14 protein-coding genes are annotated in these 17,271 nt (G+C 71.1%); 13 read left to right on the top strand and 1 reads right to left on the bottom strand.

Annotated features, from left to right (window positions below; all coding sequences use genetic code 11):
• Positions 1–65: 65 nt before the first annotated feature.
• From HMPREF9719_RS00470 to HMPREF9719_RS00445, 6 genes are all read left to right on the top strand, one after another.
• Complete coding sequence (locus HMPREF9719_RS00470) at positions 66–974, top strand: transporter substrate-binding domain-containing protein (protein ID WP_244848165.1); 909 nt, start codon at positions 66–68, stop codon at positions 972–974.
• 25 nt (positions 975–999) lie between these two features.
• Positions 1,000–1,665 carry an amino acid ABC transporter permease gene (locus HMPREF9719_RS00465; RefSeq protein WP_004599981.1) on the top strand — a complete coding sequence of 222 codons (666 nt, stop codon included), beginning with the start codon at positions 1,000–1,002 and terminating at the stop codon, positions 1,663–1,665.
• Positions 1,652–2,323: an amino acid ABC transporter permease gene (locus tag HMPREF9719_RS00460; RefSeq protein ID WP_004599980.1), complete on the top strand. Its 672-nt coding sequence runs from the start codon at positions 1,652–1,654 to the stop codon at positions 2,321–2,323. The genes HMPREF9719_RS00465 and HMPREF9719_RS00460 overlap by 14 nt, the downstream gene beginning before the upstream one ends.
• Complete coding sequence (locus HMPREF9719_RS00455; protein WP_004599979.1) at positions 2,320–3,075, top strand: amino acid ABC transporter ATP-binding protein; 756 nt, start codon at positions 2,320–2,322, stop codon at positions 3,073–3,075. The genes HMPREF9719_RS00460 and HMPREF9719_RS00455 overlap by 4 nt, the downstream gene beginning before the upstream one ends.
• A 204-nt stretch (positions 3,076–3,279) precedes the next feature.
• A complete protein-coding gene (locus tag HMPREF9719_RS00450) occupies positions 3,280–5,547 on the top strand; it encodes a polyribonucleotide nucleotidyltransferase (protein WP_004599978.1) in 2,268 nt (755 codons plus the stop codon).
• 230 nt (positions 5,548–5,777) lie between these two features.
• Positions 5,778–8,093 (top strand): acyltransferase family protein, encoded by a 2,316-nt coding sequence (locus tag HMPREF9719_RS00445; protein WP_004599977.1) that lies wholly within the window; start codon positions 5,778–5,780, stop codon positions 8,091–8,093.
• Between the two features lie 166 nt (positions 8,094–8,259).
• Here the strand turns inward: HMPREF9719_RS00445 and HMPREF9719_RS09560 are convergent, their stop codons facing one another.
• Positions 8,260–8,433 (bottom strand): hypothetical protein, encoded by a 174-nt coding sequence (locus HMPREF9719_RS09560; RefSeq protein ID WP_004599976.1) that lies wholly within the window; start codon positions 8,431–8,433, stop codon positions 8,260–8,262.
• A gap of 410 nt (positions 8,434–8,843) precedes the next feature.
• On the opposite strand from HMPREF9719_RS09560, the gene dapB reads away from it, so the two are divergent.
• The 7 genes from dapB to HMPREF9719_RS00410 form a co-directional block, all read left to right on the top strand.
• Positions 8,844–9,593, top strand: coding sequence for a 4-hydroxy-tetrahydrodipicolinate reductase (dapB, locus tag HMPREF9719_RS00440; RefSeq protein WP_004599975.1), 750 nt, complete (start codon positions 8,844–8,846; stop codon positions 9,591–9,593).
• 5 nt (positions 9,594–9,598) lie between these two features.
• On the top strand, positions 9,599–10,336 hold the full coding sequence (locus HMPREF9719_RS00435; RefSeq protein WP_004599974.1) for an FAD-dependent thymidylate synthase: 738 nt from the start codon (positions 9,599–9,601) through the stop codon (positions 10,334–10,336).
• Positions 10,330–12,468: an acyltransferase family protein gene (locus HMPREF9719_RS00430; RefSeq protein WP_004599973.1), complete on the top strand. Its 2,139-nt coding sequence runs from the start codon at positions 10,330–10,332 to the stop codon at positions 12,466–12,468. The genes HMPREF9719_RS00435 and HMPREF9719_RS00430 overlap by 7 nt, the downstream gene beginning before the upstream one ends.
• Positions 12,469–12,517: 49 nt before the next feature.
• Entirely contained in the window at positions 12,518–13,423 is a 906-nt protein-coding gene (dapA, locus tag HMPREF9719_RS00425) for a 4-hydroxy-tetrahydrodipicolinate synthase (RefSeq protein ID WP_004601821.1), read from the top strand.
• Positions 13,424–13,425: 2 nt separating this feature from the next.
• The gene (locus HMPREF9719_RS00420; RefSeq protein ID WP_004599971.1) at positions 13,426–15,462 is read left to right on the top strand and encodes a ribonuclease J; all 2,037 of its coding nucleotides are present in this window, start codon (positions 13,426–13,428) and stop codon (positions 15,460–15,462) included.
• 143 nt (positions 15,463–15,605) lie between these two features.
• Positions 15,606–16,226, top strand: coding sequence for a TIGR03085 family metal-binding protein (locus tag HMPREF9719_RS00415; RefSeq protein ID WP_004599970.1), 621 nt, complete (start codon positions 15,606–15,608; stop codon positions 16,224–16,226).
• Positions 16,227–16,322: 96 nt separating this feature from the next.
• A partial coding sequence (locus tag HMPREF9719_RS00410) for a DNA translocase FtsK 4TM domain-containing protein (protein WP_004599969.1) occupies positions 16,323–17,271 on the top strand: 949 nt, incomplete at its 3' end.

Genomic DNA, 17,271 nt, shown 5'->3' with positions numbered 1-17,271 from the left:
TATTGCCCCGAAAAACACCTATCGGTATGGTACTGCCAGACAGACATGTTCGGTTCGCCTGCTAGATGGAGCCCCGCATGATCCCCGCGACCCCGCACCGCCGCCTCGCGCCGGCGGCCGCCGCCGCCACCGCCCTCGCCGCCGCGCTGACCCTCGGGGCGTGCTCGAGCCCCGACGACGTCGAGGCCGAGGGCGCGGCCACCGAGGAGACCGTCGGGGCGCGCACCCCGGAGGAGATCAAGGAGGACGGCACCATCAAGATCGGGTCGTTCTCCGACAAGTCGCCGTTTGGCTACGTCGACGAGAACGGCGAGTTCGCCGGCTACGACATCGAGTTCGGCGAGCGCATCGCCGAGGAGCTCGGCGTCGAGCTCGAGTGGGTGCCCGTCGCCGCGCAGTCGCGCGTCGAATTCCTCGAGTCCGGCAAGGTCGACATCATCCTCGCGAACTTCACCGTCACCGACGAGCGCAAGGAGAAGGTCGACTTCGCCGGGCCGTACATGACCGTCTCCTTCGGCGCGGTGAGCCCCGCTGACGCCCCGGTCGAGGAGGACGACCTCGACGACGCCTCGATCGTCATCGTCAAGGGCACCACCCAGGACGCGTGGATCGAGGAGAACCAGCCCGACTGGGACGTCACCAAGTACGAGCAGTACAACGAGGTGACCTCCGCGCTGCGCGACGGCCGCGGCGACGTGTGGATCACCGACAACACCGAGGCGCTCGCGTTCACCGCCGACACCGACGAGTTCGTCACCTCGATTCCGAACTTCGGGGAGGAGTCTGCGATCGCGCCCGCGGTCGCGAAGGGCAACGACGCGCTGCGCGACTGGCTCGACGAGCTGCTCCTCAAGCTCGGCGAGGAGGAGTTCTTCCACGAGGCGTTCGAGAAGACCCTCGCCCCGGTCTACGGCGACGTCGTCGAGCCCGAGGACCTCGTCGTCGAGGGCGGCCAGTCCTCGGACGTCTACTAAGCCGGCCGGGAGGTAGAGGGTCGTCGTGTTTCTCGGCGTCGATCTCGGCGTCGTCGCCGAGAACATTCAGCTCTACGGCAAGGCCGCGCTGCTCACCGTCGGCATCGGGGTGACGGGCACCGTCATCGCGCTCGTCGTCGGCGCGGCGTGCGCGTTCGTCCAGTACTTCCGCGTGCCGGTCGCCGGGCAGCTCGCCGCGGGCTATATCGAGCTCTCGCGCAACACGCCGCTGCTCGTGCAGCTCGTGTTCCTCTACTACGGGCTGCCCAGGCTCGGCATTGTGCTCTCCGGCACGCAGTGCGCGATCATCGGGCTCGCGTTCCTCGGCGGCTCGTACATGGCCGAGTCGCTGCGCTCCGGGCTCGAGGACGTGCCCGCCATCCAGCGCCAGTCGGCGCTCGCCCTGGGCTTGAGCACCCCGCAGGCCTTCGGCCGGGTGCTCCTGCCGCAGGCGGTGGCCACCGCGATGCCCGGGCTCACCGCCAACGTCATCTTCCTCATCAAGGAGACCTCGGTGGTGTCGGTCATCGCGGTGCCTGACCTCGTCTACCGCGCCAACGAGCAGATCGGCAACGACTACACCACCCGCGAGGCGCTCGTCCTGCTCGTCGGGTTCTACCTGCTCATCCTCGTGCCCGTCGCGCTTGTGGGCCGCTGGCTGGAGGGGAGGACCCGCCGTGTCGCAGCTTGAGGTCGTCTTCCTAGGCAACAACTTCGAGCGCCTTCTTCTGGGCCTGTGGGTCTCGGTGCGGGTGGCGCTCATCTCGATGGGCGTCTCGCTGGTGCTCGGCACGCTGCTCGGGCTGCTCATGACCGTGCGCAACCGCGTGGTGTGGTTCCTCACCCGGACGTACGTCGAGACGCTTCGGCTCCTGCCGCAGCTCGTGTTGCTCTTCGTCGTGTTCTTCGAGGCAGCGAAGGTCACCGGCGTCGACATCCCCGGCGAGGCGGCCGCGATCATCGTGTTCTCCGCGTGGGGCACCGCCGAGCTCGGGGACTTGGTGCGCGGCGCGGTGGAGTCCGTGCCCGCCCACCAGCGCGAGTCGGCGGCCGCGCTGGGCTTAAGCCCCGGGCAGATCCAGACCCGGGTGGTGCTGCCGCAGGCGGTGCGCCAGCTCGTGCCGCTCACCGTCAACCTCACCACCCGCATGATCAAGACGACACCGCTGATCTACTTCATCGGCGTCACCGAGGTCCTCGCCGTCGCCCGGCAGGTCATCGACGCCAACCGGTTCAGCCACCCCGACGCCGCGCTGTGGGTCTACGGGGTGGTCTTCATCCTCTACTTCCTCGTGTGCTGGGCGATCTCTCTTGTCGCCCGCCGGCTGGAAAGGACTCTCGCGCTGTGACCACCCCCTTAATCGAGCTCGAGGACGTCGCGCTTCGCTACCCGGGCGGGCCGACCGCCCTCGACCACGTCTCGCTTTCCGTTGCGCCCAGCGAGGTTGTCGCCATCGTCGGGCCCTCCGGCTCGGGGAAGTCGACGCTGCTTCGCGCGGTCAACGGGCTGGCGGCCATCGACTCGGGCACCATTAGGCTGCGCGGCGAGGCGACCGTCGGGCCCGGGGTGGGGGAGCCGCCGTGGCGCACCATCCGCCAGGACGTCGGCATGGTGTTTCAGTCCTACGAGCTTTTCCCGCACTTAAGCGTCGTGGACAACCTCACCCTCGCGCCCAAGCTCGCGCGCCGCGGGGATAAGGAGGAGCTCAAGGAGCGCGCCCACGCCCTGCTTCGCCGCGTGGGCCTCGGCGACCGGGCGGGCTCCCGGCCCGGGCAGCTCTCCGGCGGGCAGAAGCAGCGCGTCGCCATCGTCCGGGCGCTCATGATGCGCCCGGCAGCGCTGCTCCTCGACGAGATCACCGCCGCTCTCGACCCGGAGATGGTCGCCGAGGTGCTCCACGTCGTCTCCGAGCTCGCCGAGGAGGGCATGACCATGCTCGTCGTCACCCACGAGCTGTCGTTCGCCCGGGCGGTCGCCGACCGGGTGGTGTTCATGGACGACGGCGCGATCGTCGAGGAGGGCGAGCCGGAGGCCTTCTTCACCCGCCCCGCCACCGAGCGAGCGCGCGCCTTCTTGGAGCAGATCCTCCCGTTCGAGTAAGGCGGTAGTTTTTCGCAGCTGACAAACGAGAGAGGCTCCTCGCGCATCGGCGGGCGCGGATCGGGCCTGGGGGCTTGAGGCTGCTAGAGTGGCCGCGGACCAGCAGGACGAACACGAGACGAAACACTTTGTCTTTCGGCGGCACCGACGATCGCCGAATCCCTGGACTAGTGAGTAAAGGACTAGGGGAGGAGCCCCAAGAACGTGGCTAACCATTCTTCCGCCATCGCCGTGAACTACGACGAGGACTACGGCATCGCCGAGGTCACCGCGACCATCGACAACGGCGACTTCGGCACCCGCGAGATCCGCCTCGAGAGCGGCGAGCTCGCCCGGCAGGCGAACGGCTCGGTGACGGCGTTCCTCGACGACGAGACGATGCTGCTCGCCACGACGACCGCGTCGCGCAAGCCCAAGGAGCACCTCGACTTCTTCCCGCTCACCGTCGACGTCGAGGAGCGCATGTACGCCGCCGGGCGGATCCCCGGCTCCTTCTTCCGCCGCGAGGGCCGCCCCTCGAGCGAGGCGATCCTCGCGTGCCGGCTCATCGACCGGCCGCTGCGCCCGACGTTCGCGAAGGGCCTGAAGAACGAGGTGCAGATCGTCGCGACGATCCTCTCGCAGCACCCGGACGACTTCTACGACGTGCTCGCCATCAACGGCGCGTCTGCGGCGACGCAGCTCTCCGGGCTGCCCGTCTCCGGCGCGGTCGGCGCGGTGCGCGTCGCGCTGCTTGCCGACGAGAAGCACCCCGAGGGCCAGTGGGTCGCGTTCCCCACCGCCCCGCAGCGCGAGGAGGCCGTCTTCGAGCTCGTCGTCGCCGGCCGGCAGGTCAAGCGCCGCGGCCGCCGCGGCGGCAAGGACGTCGCCATCATGATGGTCGAGGCCGGCGCCGGGGAGCACGTCGTCTCCCGCATCAAAGACGGCGCGCCCGCCCCCACCGAGGAGGTCGTCGCCGCCGGGCTCGAGGCCGCGAAGCCGTTCATCGCGACGCTGTGCGAGGCGCAGGACGCGCTCACCGAGCAGGTCGCCCCCGAGGCCGGGGAGTTCCAGCTCTTCCCCGCCTACACCGACGACACCTACGCCGCCGTCGAGGAGACCGCGGGCGAGAAGCTCGCCGAGCTGCTCACCATCCCCGGCAAGCAGGAGCGCGACGAGGCGACCGCCGCCTACGCCGCCGAGGTCGTCGACCAGCTGCTCGACGAGGTCGCCGGCGAGGACGTCGACGACGACGCCGCCGAGTCGCAGATCCGCGCCGCCTTCGACGCCCTCAGCCGCGAGAAGGTCCGCGACGCGGTCCTAGACTCCGGCGTGCGCATCGACGGGCGCGGCCCGACCGACATCCGCGACCTGTCCGTCGGCGTGGACATCGTGCCGCGCGCCCACGGCTCCGCGCTCTTCGAACGCGGCGAGACGCAGATCCTCGGCGTCACGACGCTCGACATGCTCAAGATGGAGCAGCACATCGACTCGCTGAGCCCGGTGACGTCGAAGCGCTACCTGCACCACTACAACTTCCCGCCGTTCTCCACCGGCGAGACCGGCCGGGTGGGCTCCCCGAAGCGCCGCGAGATCGGCCACGGCGCGCTCGCCGAGCGGGCGCTGCTTCCCGTCGTGCCCTCGCGCGAGGAGTTCCCCTACACCATCCGCCAGGTCTCCGAGGCGCTCGGCTCGAACGGCTCGACCTCGATGGGCTCGGTGTGCGCCTCGACGCTGTCGCTCTACAACGCGGGCGTGCCGCTCAAGGCGCCGGTCGCGGGTATTGCGATGGGGCTCATCTCCGGGGAGGTGAACGGCAAGCGCAAGTACGTCGCGCTCACCGACATCCTCGGCGCGGAGGACGCGTTCGGCGACATGGACTTCAAGGTTGCCGGCACCGGCGAGTTCATCACCGCCCTGCAGCTTGACACGAAGCTCGACGGCATCCCCTCCGGGGTGCTCGCCGACGCGCTCGAGCAGGCCCGCGACGCGCGGCTCGTCATCCTCAACACGATGTCCGACGTCGTCACCGGCCCGGAGGAGATGTCGCCGCTCGCGCCGCGGATCCTCGCGGTGACCATCCCGCAGGCGAAGATCGGCGAGCTCATCGGCCCGAAGGGCAAGACGATCAATGCGATCACCGAGGCCACCGGCGCGGAGATCTCCGTCGAGGACGACGGCACTGTGTACGTCTCCGCCACGAGCCAGGAGGCCGCCGACGCCGCGGTCGAGCGCATCAACGCGGTCGCCAACCCGCAGGAGCCCAAGGTGGGGGAGCGCTTCGTCGGCACGGTCGTCAAGACCGTCCCGTTCGGCGCGTTCGTCTCGCTCACCCCGGGCAAGGACGGGCTCGTTCACATCTCCAACCTCGGCGGCGACAAGCGCGTCGAGAAGGTCGAGGACGAGGTCACCGTCGGCGAGACCCTCGAGGTCGAGATCACCGACATCGACTCGCGCGGCAAGATCTCGCTCGTGCCCGTCGACAACGACTAGGCCCTAACCGGCCCCGCCCGCGGGGCCGGGGCCGGCACAGATTCCCATTCCAAGGACCGCGCAGCCCGCCGCGCCGCCCACGAAAAGGCGACGCCGACGAGGCGCCCATCGGGCTGCGCGGTCCTTGGCCACTTTCTGGCCGTAGTTTCCCCGACACACCCACTGGCAGCTTCCCCACGCCTAAGCCGCCTGCGCGGCGGGCGAGAATGAATCGAGGCACGACAGCACCCATGGTCGATCAGCAGGCCGCGGATCCGCCGCGTTCCCGCCCGCACCCGTACCTCACCCACGTCGACGGGCTGCGCGGCATCGCGATCGCGCTCGTCGTCATCTTCGACGTCTTCGTCGGACGGGTGTCCTCGGGCGTGGACGTGTTCCTCTTCCTTGGCGGGCTGCTTTTCCTCACCTCGCAGATGCGCAACGCGCAGCGCCCCGGCGGCCCGACGATCGGGCAGTCGATCATCAGGCTCGCGCGAAGGCTGGTGCCCGCGCTCGTCGTCGTGGTGGCGACGATGCTCGGCGCGGTCATGCTGTTCTGGCCGCAGTCGGCGTGGAGCCAGCCTTTTGAGAACGCCGCCGCCGCGGTCGCCTATGTGGCGAACTACTGGCTCGCGGCGAACACGGGCGGCTACGACGCGGTCGACGGGGACGCGCCGCTCTTCCAACACCTGTGGTCGATGTCGGTGCAGCTGCAGATCTACCTGCTCATCCTCGTGGCGGTGTACGTCAGCTACCGGCTCGTCGCCGCGCGCAACGCGCGCCACCGCCGCTGGCGCCGCACGATCATCGCGATCGTCGCGGCCGCGACGGCCGCGTCGTTCATCTACGCGCTGGTGCTCCACCAGGTGGGCCTGCAGGACCTCAACTACTACTCGACGCTCGCGCGGTTCTGGGAGATCGGGCTCGGCGCGCTCTTCGGGCTCGTCGTCTACTCATTAAATGGCATGCACCCGGCGACGCGCACCGGCGCGTTCGTCCTCGGCATCGCCGCGATCCTCTTTACCGGCCTGTTCCTCGACGGGGCGCAGGAGTTCCCCGGCCCGTGGACGCTCGTGCCGCTCGCCGGCGCCGCCCTGGTCATCGTCTCCGGCGTCACGGAGCCCGACGGGCCGCGCGGCTGGAGGGACCTCGGGCCGGTCAAGCTCCTCGAAACCCCGCCCTTCGTGTGGCTGGGCACCATCTCGTATGCGCTCTACCTGTGGCACTGGCCGCTTCTGCTCCTCGTCTTAAGCGTCACTCCCGCGCAGCCGTTCTCCGCGGCGTCGGGCATCACGGTCATCGCGCTGTCTCTCGTGCTCGCGTGGTTCACGCACCTCTACGTCGAGAAGCCGCTGCGGCAGAGCGGCAAGCCCGAGCGCCGCGCGGTGCTGCGCCCCGGGTATATCAAGCGGGCGCTGAGCCACGCCCCCAACGCCTGGTACCCCGTCACCGCGGCGCTCGCGGTGGTGGGCGTCGCGGCGATCGCGACCTCTCCGTTGAGCTTCGGGGCCTACCAGAAGCACCAGGCCAATCAGATCCTCGACGAGGTCGACGGGCTCGGCGGCTACGAGGAGGTCTACAAGGGCGCGCGGGTGAACTTCGCCGGCGAGGAGGCCCCGGAGGGCGTGCCGATCTTCCCGCCCGCCGAGATGGGCCCCGACGGGGTGCTTGACGCGGCGGCGCTCGACGGGTGCGTCTCCGACTTCGACAGCACCACCGTCCACGACGACGAGGACTGCTGGTACGGCGACACCGACGCCGACGAGACGCTCTACCTCGTGGGCGGCTCGCACTCGGAGCACTACCTGCCCGCCCTCGACCTCATCGGCAAGGAGCGCGGCTTCAAGATCGTCACCTACTTGAAGGTCGGCTGCCCGCTCTACTTCGAGGAGAAGATCGACGGCACCTACTTCGAGGACTGCATGGAGTGGTCCGCCGACGTCGAGAAGACGATCATGGCCGACCCGCCGAGCCTCGGGGTGTTCATGGTCTCCACGAGGCCGACGGTCATCGACGGCGGCGGCGTGGAGCAGGTGCCCGACTTCTACGTTGAGGTCTTCAAGCGCTTCTCGGACGCGGGCATCCACATCTTCGGCGCCCGCGACACCGTGTGGCTCACCAACCCCGACGGCGGGATGCGCGACCCCGCGATCTGCGTCGAGGAGTCCGAGGACCCCATGGCCTGCGGGGAGCCGGCGCGCGCCTCGCTGCTGCCGTGGAACCCCGCGGTGACCGCCTACCGGGGCTTGGATATGACCCACCTGGATGTTAACGGCGGCAACATCGTCGACGAGTGGGTGATGACCGTGATGGGCAACATCCGCGTCTACCGCGACGCCCACCACTTCACCCGCCAGTACGCCGAGACGCTCGCCGACGAGCTCGACCGGCAGATGTTCGACGACCCGGTCAAGGCCGACGACTTAAGCGACCTGGGTCGCGAGCCCGGCCCGCTCACCGAGGAGGAGCTCGAGGAGGCCGAGCAGGCGTCGAGTAAGTCCACGTCGACGTCGTCGGAGAAGCCGACGACGAGCACCACGCCGACGACCACGACGAGCGCGAAGTAGAACCGGCCTCGCACACGGCCGCGTGCTCGGTAGTATCCCGGCCCCGGCGACTGAGCGGGCTTTTTGTCGTCGGGGCGTTGCGGCACGTAGGTGCCGTCCGCCGAAAAAGGGGTTGGGGAGGGACGTTACCGGGCGGCGCCGGAACAGTCCGGCGCCGCTGTGGCGCTTACTTCTTTTCGCGCGACTTGGCGACGTGCACGAGCGCCGAGCCCACGGCGGTCAGCGCGATGAGGATGGCAAAAGCCAGGATCGATTCGTTGGCGATTCCGATGATGATCGAAATCGCGGTGCCGAATAGCGCGACGATAATGGCGTTGGGGGAGATCTTCCGGTCTTTCACGCTGTGTTTCCTTCCTCGACGCCGAACTGGGTGCGCGGGGCCAGAAGCGCCGAACGGGTAGTTGCCCCACGCGGCGCTGGTGCCCCTCCGGCGCCCCGCGCGGCGCGCGGATGGCGGACCCGGGCGCGTTCTTGCCCGTGTACGGCGGGTTTCGCCTTTCGGAGCGCCGCTTACTCGATAACGTATGTGGGCCGGTGAGGCTGGTAAAGGGCGTTAGGCACATCGTTATGAAAGTGCAATGCCCGCCAACCTCGAAATAGGGCATCCATGCCTATCTCAGGACTCGCCGCGGGCGGCGGCGGGGCGCCGCGCGCGGCCAGCTACACTCTGGAGGCAGTTATGGCGCGTCCTCGCTTTCTCGCGGGGCGCGCTGGGAGAAAAGGTCGTCGACGCTAGACGAGGGAGGAACCATGGCGATCAAGCTCGCCGTTGTCGGCTCGAAGGGCAAGGTCGGCTCCGCGATCGTGGCCGCCGCCCGGGACGCCGAGGGCATCGAGCTCGTCGCGGAGGTCGCCTCCGCGGGGGAGCGGGACAAGCTCGTCGACTCCGGCGCGGAGGTCGCCGTCGACTTCACCGTGCCCGGCTCGGTGATGGAGAACATCGAGTTCTACGTCGAGCACGGCATCCACGCGGTCGTCGGCACCACCGGCTTTGACGACGAGCGTCTCGAGACCGTCCGCGGGCTCCTCAAGGACCGCCCGGAGGTGGGCGTGATCATCGCCCCGAACTTCGCGATCTCCGCGGTGCTCACCATGGCCTTCGCGAGGCAGGCTGCCCGCTTCTTCGAGTCCGCCGAGGTCGTCGAGTACCACCACCCGCACAAGCTCGACGCGCCCTCGGGCACCGCGGTCCACACCGCCGAGGGGATCGCCGCCGCGCGCCGCGAGGCGGGGCTCGGCGCCGCGCCCGACGCCACCGAGCAGCAGCGCGACGGCGCGCGCGGCGCGGACGTCGACGGGGTGCCCGTCCACGCGGTGCGCATGAGCGGCATGAACGCCCACGAGGAGGTCATCTTCGGCACCCAGGGCCAGACGCTCACCCTGCGCCAGGACTCCTACGACCGCTCCTCGTTCGCGCCCGGCGTGTTCGCCGCGGCCCGCGCGGTCGCCGACCGCCCCGGGCTCACCGTGGGCCTCGAGTCGATCCTCGGTCTCGAGTAGCGCCGGTGACGAACCCCTACAGCCCGGCCCGGAACGAGCCGGGCCCCGAGGTGCGCCTTGTGGCGATGAGCAGGCCGCTGACCGGAGAGACGGCAGCGGGCCCGGTGGAGCTCGCCGCGGAGGCCGGCCGGCTCGCCGACGGCGCCCCCGAGGGAGACACCACGGCCTACGTGCACGCGCTCGTGGAGAACCGCCGGCTCGACGCCCTCGAGCACGCGCACGCCACCATCGGCATCGACGGGATCTCGAGGGCCGGCGCGCGCGAGGTGCTCGCGCACCGCGCGCTCGTGGTCTCCGAGGAGGCCGTCGCCCCGCCCAGCGGGGAGGCGCCCGCCCCGGCCGTCGAGCCGGGCGAGGGGACCGTCGCGCGCATCGCGGCGCGCAGCACCGCCGACTCCAGGCTCACCAGCGAGGACCTCTTCGACGCGCTGCTTGAGGAGCTCTCCGGCGAGCCCGACCCCGCGGCGCGGGCGCGGGCCTGGCGCACCGCGAGCGGGCTGCTCTCCGGCGCGGAGCCGATCCGTGTCATCGCGACCGGCTCGATGGTCGCGTGGCGCGCGTTCATCGCCCGCCACGGCCGCGCGGACGCCTCCCCGGAGCTGCGCGACGTCGCGGTCGCCGTCACCCGGCTCATGCGGGAGGCCGCGCCGGCGATCTTCGACGACTTCGAGATCGAGGGCCGCCCCGGCGGCCCCGTCACGGTCACCGCGCCCCAGCCGCCGGCAGGGGGCGCCGCGTGGTAGAGCAACCCTCGAAGCCGGGCTACCTCCCGGCCCTCGACGGGCTGCGCGGGGTCGCCATCGCGCTCGTCGTCGTCTTCCACGTCTTCGTCGGGCGCGTGTCCTCGGGCGTCGACGTCTTCCTGTTCTTAGGCGGCGTGCTGTTCGTCAACACGCAGCTCTCCAACGCGACGCGCGAGGGCGGGCTCACCGCCGGGCAGTCGGCGCTTCGGCTCGTGCGCCGGCTCTTCCCGGCGCTGCTGCTCGTCGTCGCGACCGCGACGGTCGTGCTCATCCTCACCGAGCCGCCGGTGGGCTGGCGCACCCCGCTCGAGCAGGCCGCCGCGGGCGTGCTCCACGTGGAGAACTGGTACCTCTACGAGAAGACCTCCGGGTACGCGACCGCGACGGCCGCGGCGCCGCCCTTCCAGCACCTGTGGTCGATGTCGGTGCAGTTGCAGGTCTACCTCGTCATCATCGCGGTGGTCTACGCGGTGTGCTGGGCTGCCCGGAAGCTGGGCTTTAGGGCCCGCCGGGCGCTCGCCGTGGTGCTCGCGCTCGCGACCGCCGCGTCCTTCGCGGCGGCGACGGGCCTGCTCATCGCCGGCTACGGGGACCTCAACTACTACGCGACCTACACCCGCTTCTGGGAGATCGGGCTCGGCGGGCTGTTCGGCCTGTGGGCGCTAAAGCGCCGCCCGGCGCTCAACACCGGCGCGCAGGTCGCCGCGGACGTCGGGCTCGCGACGATCTGCCTGGTGGGCCTCGTCATCGACGGTCAGGCGCAGTTCCCGGGCCCCGCGGCGCTCATCCCGCTGGGCGCGGCGGCGCTCATCGTGCTCGCGTCGATGGGGAAGGCCCGCGGCGGGATCGTCGGGCTGCTCGAGTCGGGGCCGGCGCGCACCCTGGGCGCGTGGTCGTACTCGCTCTACCTGTGGCACTGGCCGATCCTCATCGTCGGGGCGCGCACCCTGCCCATCGGCGACCACGAGGAGCTCTTCGGCGTCGGCGTCATCGCGGTGTCGCTGCTCGCGGCGTGGGCGACGCACCGCTTCGTCGAGGTGCCGCTGCGCCAGCGCGGCAAGCCCGAGCGCGGCCGGGTGTGGCGGCCGGCCTACTGGGCTAAGGCGGTGCGCTCCGCGTCGTCGCGGGCGCTCGCCCCGGCCGCGGCGGTGTGCGTCGTCGTAGCGCTCGTACTCGTGTCGGGCCCCCGGATCCTCGCGCTCGGGATCCGGGTGTCCGAGGACAAGGCGATCGCCAAGGCCGAGGAGATCGGCGGGGTGGAGGTCGCCTACCCGGGCGCGGCGGCGACGCTCGACGGCGCGCCGGTGCCGCCGGGGATGCCGATCCTGCCGAACCCGGCGGCGAGGCTGAACAAGACGACCCAGGCGAACGTCGACGACTGCGCGACCGGCGGGCACGAGTGGAAGATCGCGCGCACGAAGAACAACGGGGAGCCGTGCCGCTACGGCGACGTCGACTCGCCGCACACGCTCTACCTCGTGGGCGGCTCCCACTCGGAGATCTGGCTCGACGTGCTGGCCGACATCGGCCGCGACCGCGGCTTCGCGGTGGAGCCGTACATCAAGTGGGGCTGCCCGATCTTCTACGTCGACAAGGAAAACCGCGAGGGCAACAACTGCTACCGCTGGTCCGAGGAGGTCGAGGCGCACGTCAACGAGAACCCGCCGGACGTGGGGCTCTTCCTCGTCGTCACCCGGCCCGAGGGGCCGGGCGGCAACGGGCTCGACTACGTGCCGGACACCTACCTCGAGGCGGTCGCGCGGCTCGGCGCCTCGGGGGCGAAGATCTTCGGGCTGCGCGACAACCCGTGGGTCGTCACCGACTCCGGCGGGGAGCTCTACGTGCCGCACTGCGTGAGCGACCACGGGCCGGTTGAGCGCTGTGGGATGCCGGTGGACGAGACGATGTCGCCGACGAACCCCGCCGAGGAGGCGTTCCCGGGCGACCAGGTCACCCACATCGACCTAACGGACGCGTTCGTCGTCGACGGGCGGGTCGAGCCGGTGATCGGGAACCTGCTGGTCTTCCGCGACGGGCACCACATCACCCCGGAGTTCACGAGGACGCTGCGCCCGGAGCTCGAGCGGCAGATGTTCGGCTCGTCGAGCGTCGCGCGCGCCGCGGCGCGCTGAGCGGGCCGGTTGGGCTCGGGGTCCGTGCTGCCGGGTAAGATCGGGCCCCATGAGCACAGGCATGACAGCGAAAACTGGGGTGGAATACTTCGGTACCGTCTGCGTCGCCATGGTCACCCCGTTCGACGCGAACGACAGGGTGGACCTCGACCAGGCGCGCGCCCTCGCCGCCCGGCTCGTCGACGACGGCTGCGACTCGCTGGTCCTCTCCGGGACCACGGGCGAGTCGCCGACCACCAGCGTCGAGGAGAAGCTCAGCCTGCTCACCGCAGTCAAGGACGAGGTCGGCGACCGGGCCCGCATCATCGCGGGCTCGGGTACGAACTACACGGCCCCGAGCGTGGAGCTCGCGAAGGCGAACGCCGAGGCGGGCGCCGACGGGCTGCTCGTGGTGACGCCGTATTACTCCCGGCCCTCGCAGGCCGGGGTGGTGAAGCACGTCTCCGCCATCGCGGAGGCCACCCCGCTTCCCATCTGCCTCTACGACATCCCGGGGCGCTCCGCTCTCGCGCTCGCCCCGGAGACGATCCGGACGCTTGCGAAGCTGCCCACGGTCAAGGCGCTCAAGGACGCCAAGGGCAACTTCAAGGAGGCGACCCCCTTAATCGACGAGACCGGCCTGGCGTGGTACTCGGGTGACGACCCGTCGAACCTGCCGTGGCTGGCGCTCGGCGCCTCCGGGGTGATTTCCGTGATCGGGCACGTGGCCGCGTCCCAGCTGCGCGCGTTGTACCGGGCCGTCGACGAGGGCAACCTCGCCGAGGCGCGGGCGATCAACGCGAAGATCCATCCGCTGGTCGAGGCTCAGGGACGCCTGGGCGGGACCAGCTTCGCCAAGGCCGCCCTGCAGCTGCAGGGCGTTGAGGTGGGGCCCCCGCGGCTGCCGATCGTCGAACCGACCGACGAGGAGCTCGAGGGGCTGCGCCGCGACATGCAGAAAGCTGGAGTTCTATAACTATGAGCGAGACCCGACACCGGCCGCGTAAGGCCACGCGCAAGGCCGGCGCCCCGGAGGCCAACGAGGCCGCGGCGCCGGTCTTCCAGGCGCCGGAGCAGCCCGAGCAGACCGAGGCCCCGGCCGAGAAGCCGGCCGAGGAGAACCAGGGCGGGCAGGACAAGCCCAAGTCCGGCAACGGCCGGCGCCGCGGCGGGGAGAAGAACGGCCACGGCGGCGGGAAGAACGGGAAGAACAAGCGCGGCGGCCGCGGCCACGGCGCGAAAAGCAAGCGCGGCGGCCGCGGGGGCAAGAACCACGACCGCGGCTCGAGGCCCGCGGACTCCTTCTCCGCGGGCCGCGACCTGCTCGAGAAGCTGCCCAAGCCGGGCAAGCAGAAGGAAGGCTCGCTGCGGATCTACGCCTTAGGCGGGATCTCCGAGATCGGGCGCAACATGACCGTCTTCGAGTACGACGGGCGCCTCCTCATCGTCGACTGCGGCGTGCTCTTCCCGACCTCGGCGGAGCCGGGCGTCGACCTGCTGCTTCCCGACTTCGGGCCCATCGAGCAGCGCCTCGACGACGTCGACGCGCTGGTCATCACCCACGGCCACGAGGACCACATCGGCGCGATCCCGTGGCTGCTCAAGCTGCGCCCCGACATCCCGATCGTCGCCTCCAGGTTCACCGCGGCACTCATCGTCGCGAAGTGCCAGGAGCACCAGCAGCGGCCCAAGATCGTCGAGGTCGACGAGGAGTCGAACATCGACCGCGGCCCGTTCAACGTGCGCTTCTGGCACGTCAACCACTCGGTGCCCGGCTGCCTGGGCCTCGCGATCAAGACGGGCGCGGGACTTGTCATCCACACCGGCGACATCAAGGTCGACCAGACCCCGCTCGACGGGCAGCCCACCGACCTGCCGAAGCTCTCCCGCTTCGGCGACGAGGGCGTCGACCTTCTGCTCATCGACTCGACGAACGCCGTCACGCCCGGCGTGTCCCCCTCGGAGGCGGACATCGCGCCAACGCTCAAGCGACTCATCAAGGACGCGAAGCAGCGCGTGCTCGTCGCGTCCTTCGCGTCGAACGTCTCGCGCGTGCAGGCCGCCGTCGACGCCGCCGTCGAGGCGGGCCGCAAGGTCGCGTTCAACGGCCGCTCGATGATCCGCAACATGGAGATCGCCCAGAAGCTCGGCTACCTCACCGCGCCTAAGGGCACCATCGTCGAGATGGACGAGGCCTCGAGGCTCGCGCCGCACAAGGTGCTCCTCGTCACCACGGGCACGCAGGGCGAGCCGATGGCCGCGCTGTCGCGCATGTCGCGCGGCGAGCACCGCCAGATCACCATCCAGGACGGCGACCGCATCATCCTGTCCTCCTCGCTCGTGCCCGGCAACGAGGAGGCCGTCTTCACCGTGACCAACGCGCTCGCCCGCATCGGCGCGGAGGTCATCACGAGCAAGGACGCGAAGGTCCACACCTCGGGCCACGGCTACTCCGGCGAGCTGCTGTTCCTCTACAACGCGGCCCGGCCGCGCAACGCCATGCCGGTGCACGGCGAGTGGGCGCACCTGCTCGCCAACCGGCAGCTCGCGCTGCGCACCGGCGTGCCCGAGGAGCGCACCGTCATCGCGCAGAACGGCGTGGTCGTCGACCTCGTCGACGGGCGCGTGAAGATCGCCGGCCAGCTTCCCACGGGCAACCTCTTCGTCGACGGCGTCACCATGGGCGAGGTCGACGACGACGTCCTCGAGGAGCGCACCACCCTGGGCGACGGCGGCGTGGTGTCGATCTCCGCGGTAATCAACAAGGCAACCGGCCGGCTCATCGAGCCGCCGACGGTCATCACCCGCGGCTTCGCCTCCGACGACCGGCGCTACGTCGGGGAGCTTCGCTCCCTCGTGGAGAAGACCATCGCGGACCAGGCCGCCAACGGCGTCACCGAGCCCGCGCCGCTCTCCCGCGCGCTGCGCAACAAGGTCGGGCGCCTCGCGGAGAAGAAGTGGCGCCGCGAGCCGCTCGTCATCGCGGGCATCGTGCCCGTCGCCGAGGCCAACTAGCGCCTCCCGGGAGCGGGTCCGACGGCCCGCCTCCTCGAACCAGCCGGCCCGCCGCGGGCCCGGCAGCCCGAACCCGGGCGCCGGCCGCGGCGGGCCGTTTTCGGCTCAAAGTCCAAGGCAGGGGAGGGCTAGAATCGGGGCCCATGAGCTTCGCCTCGCTCGAGCGCCGGCGCCTGGCCGGCCTCCTTTTAGATGTGGGACCCGACGAGCCGACCCTGTGCGAGGGCTGGCGCACCAGGGACCTGGCCTGCCACCTCTACCTGCGCGAGCACCGCCCCGACGCGGTCGCCGGGATCGCCGGCGGCCCGCTCGCCGCGCGCACCGAGCGCGTCATGGGGGAGCTCAAGGAGCTTCCCTTCGAGACGGTCGTCGGGCGCTGGGCCGCGGGGCCGGGCCGGTTCAGCCCGCTGCGCGCCATCGACCGGTGGGTCAACGCCGTCGAGCACTTCATCCACCACGAGGACGTCCGCCGCGCCCGCCCCGGCTGGGAGCCCCGCCCGGACAGTGAGCTCGACGAGTGGCTGCTCACCATGGCGGCGCGGGTGCTCTCCCGGGCGCTGCTTCGCCGCTCGCGCCGCCCCGTCATCGTCGAGCTGCCCGGTTCCCGGCCCGAGCTCGTCGCCGGGCCCAGGGGCGTGGCCAGGGACGGCTCGGACGTCACGAGGCTGCGCGGCCGGGCCGGGGAGCTTATCCTGTGGCTATCCGGGCGCGACGCCTGCGAGCTCGAGGTGGAAGGACCCGAGCCGGCGCGCGCGAGCCTCTAGACAACCGACCCCGTTAGCGCCCGATAGTCAACCGTTCCGCCTTGTCCGGTGTGGCGGGTGTGGTTGGCGTGGCGGGTGGGGGATAGGGTTGCCCCTATGTCAACGAGCAGCGCGAGCCGGCCGCCGCAGCGCAGCCGCACCGGCCGCATCACCACGCGGCCGGCGCCCGCCGCCGACCCCACCCCGACGAGCGCGTGGCGCGCCGCCCAGACCGGCGCCGAGCGCACCCCCAGCGCGCTCGGGAAGGTGGGCGCGGGCCTCGGCTCGTTCGGCGGGGCCGCCGCCCGCGGCGCCCGCCGGCTCTTTACCCGCGGCGACGCGGACGCCGCCGACGAGGCGGCAGGCGACCGATTCGACACGAGTGCGGAAGGGAGGCGGCGCGTGGCCTCAAGCGCGGGCGTCGACGATCTCGCCGCGGGCGCGGACGAGCCCGAGGAGCGCCGGAGCCTCGGCGAGGCGATCCTCGCCCACAAGGACGGGCTCGGCTTCATCCTCCTCGGGCTGGCGATCCTGCTCATCGCCGCGGTGTGGGCGAACCTCGGCGGGCCCGTCGGCGGCGCCGTCGCCACCGGCGTGCAGCTCGCCATCGGCGCGGCCGCCTACGTCCTACCCGTCGCGCTCACCGCCCTGGCGATCGTGCTCATGTCGGGGGATACCGCCGGCCACCTCGCCGCGGGGCGCACCTGGCTCGGCGCGGGCCTCGTCGGGATCGGGATGCTGGGGCTGGTCCACGTGCTCGCCGGCGGGCCCGCCGACTGGGAGACCCGCCGCATGGCCGGCGGGGCGCTCGGCGCGGTCGCCGGCGGGGCGCTGTCCACCGCGTTCACCGCGTACGCCGCCGTGCCGCTGCTCGTGCTCGTCATCCTCTACGGGGCGCTCAAGCTCACCGGGATCAGCGTGCGCGAGATGTGGGACCTCGCCGCCGGCGCCCTCAAGCGCGACCGCGGCGAGTCCGAGGAGCCGGAGGACGACGACCTTTACGGCCACGTCGACGAGGAGCTCGACCGGCGCTCCGGGGAGACGCCCCGCGACCGGGAGCCCGAGG

The organism is Corynebacterium otitidis ATCC 51513 (genome assembly GCF_000296405.1).
Lineage (GTDB): Bacteria > Actinomycetota > Actinomycetes > Mycobacteriales > Mycobacteriaceae > Corynebacterium > Corynebacterium otitidis.
Note: the sequence above shows the minus strand (reverse complement) of the source record. Positions and strands in the feature narration are given on the sequence as shown.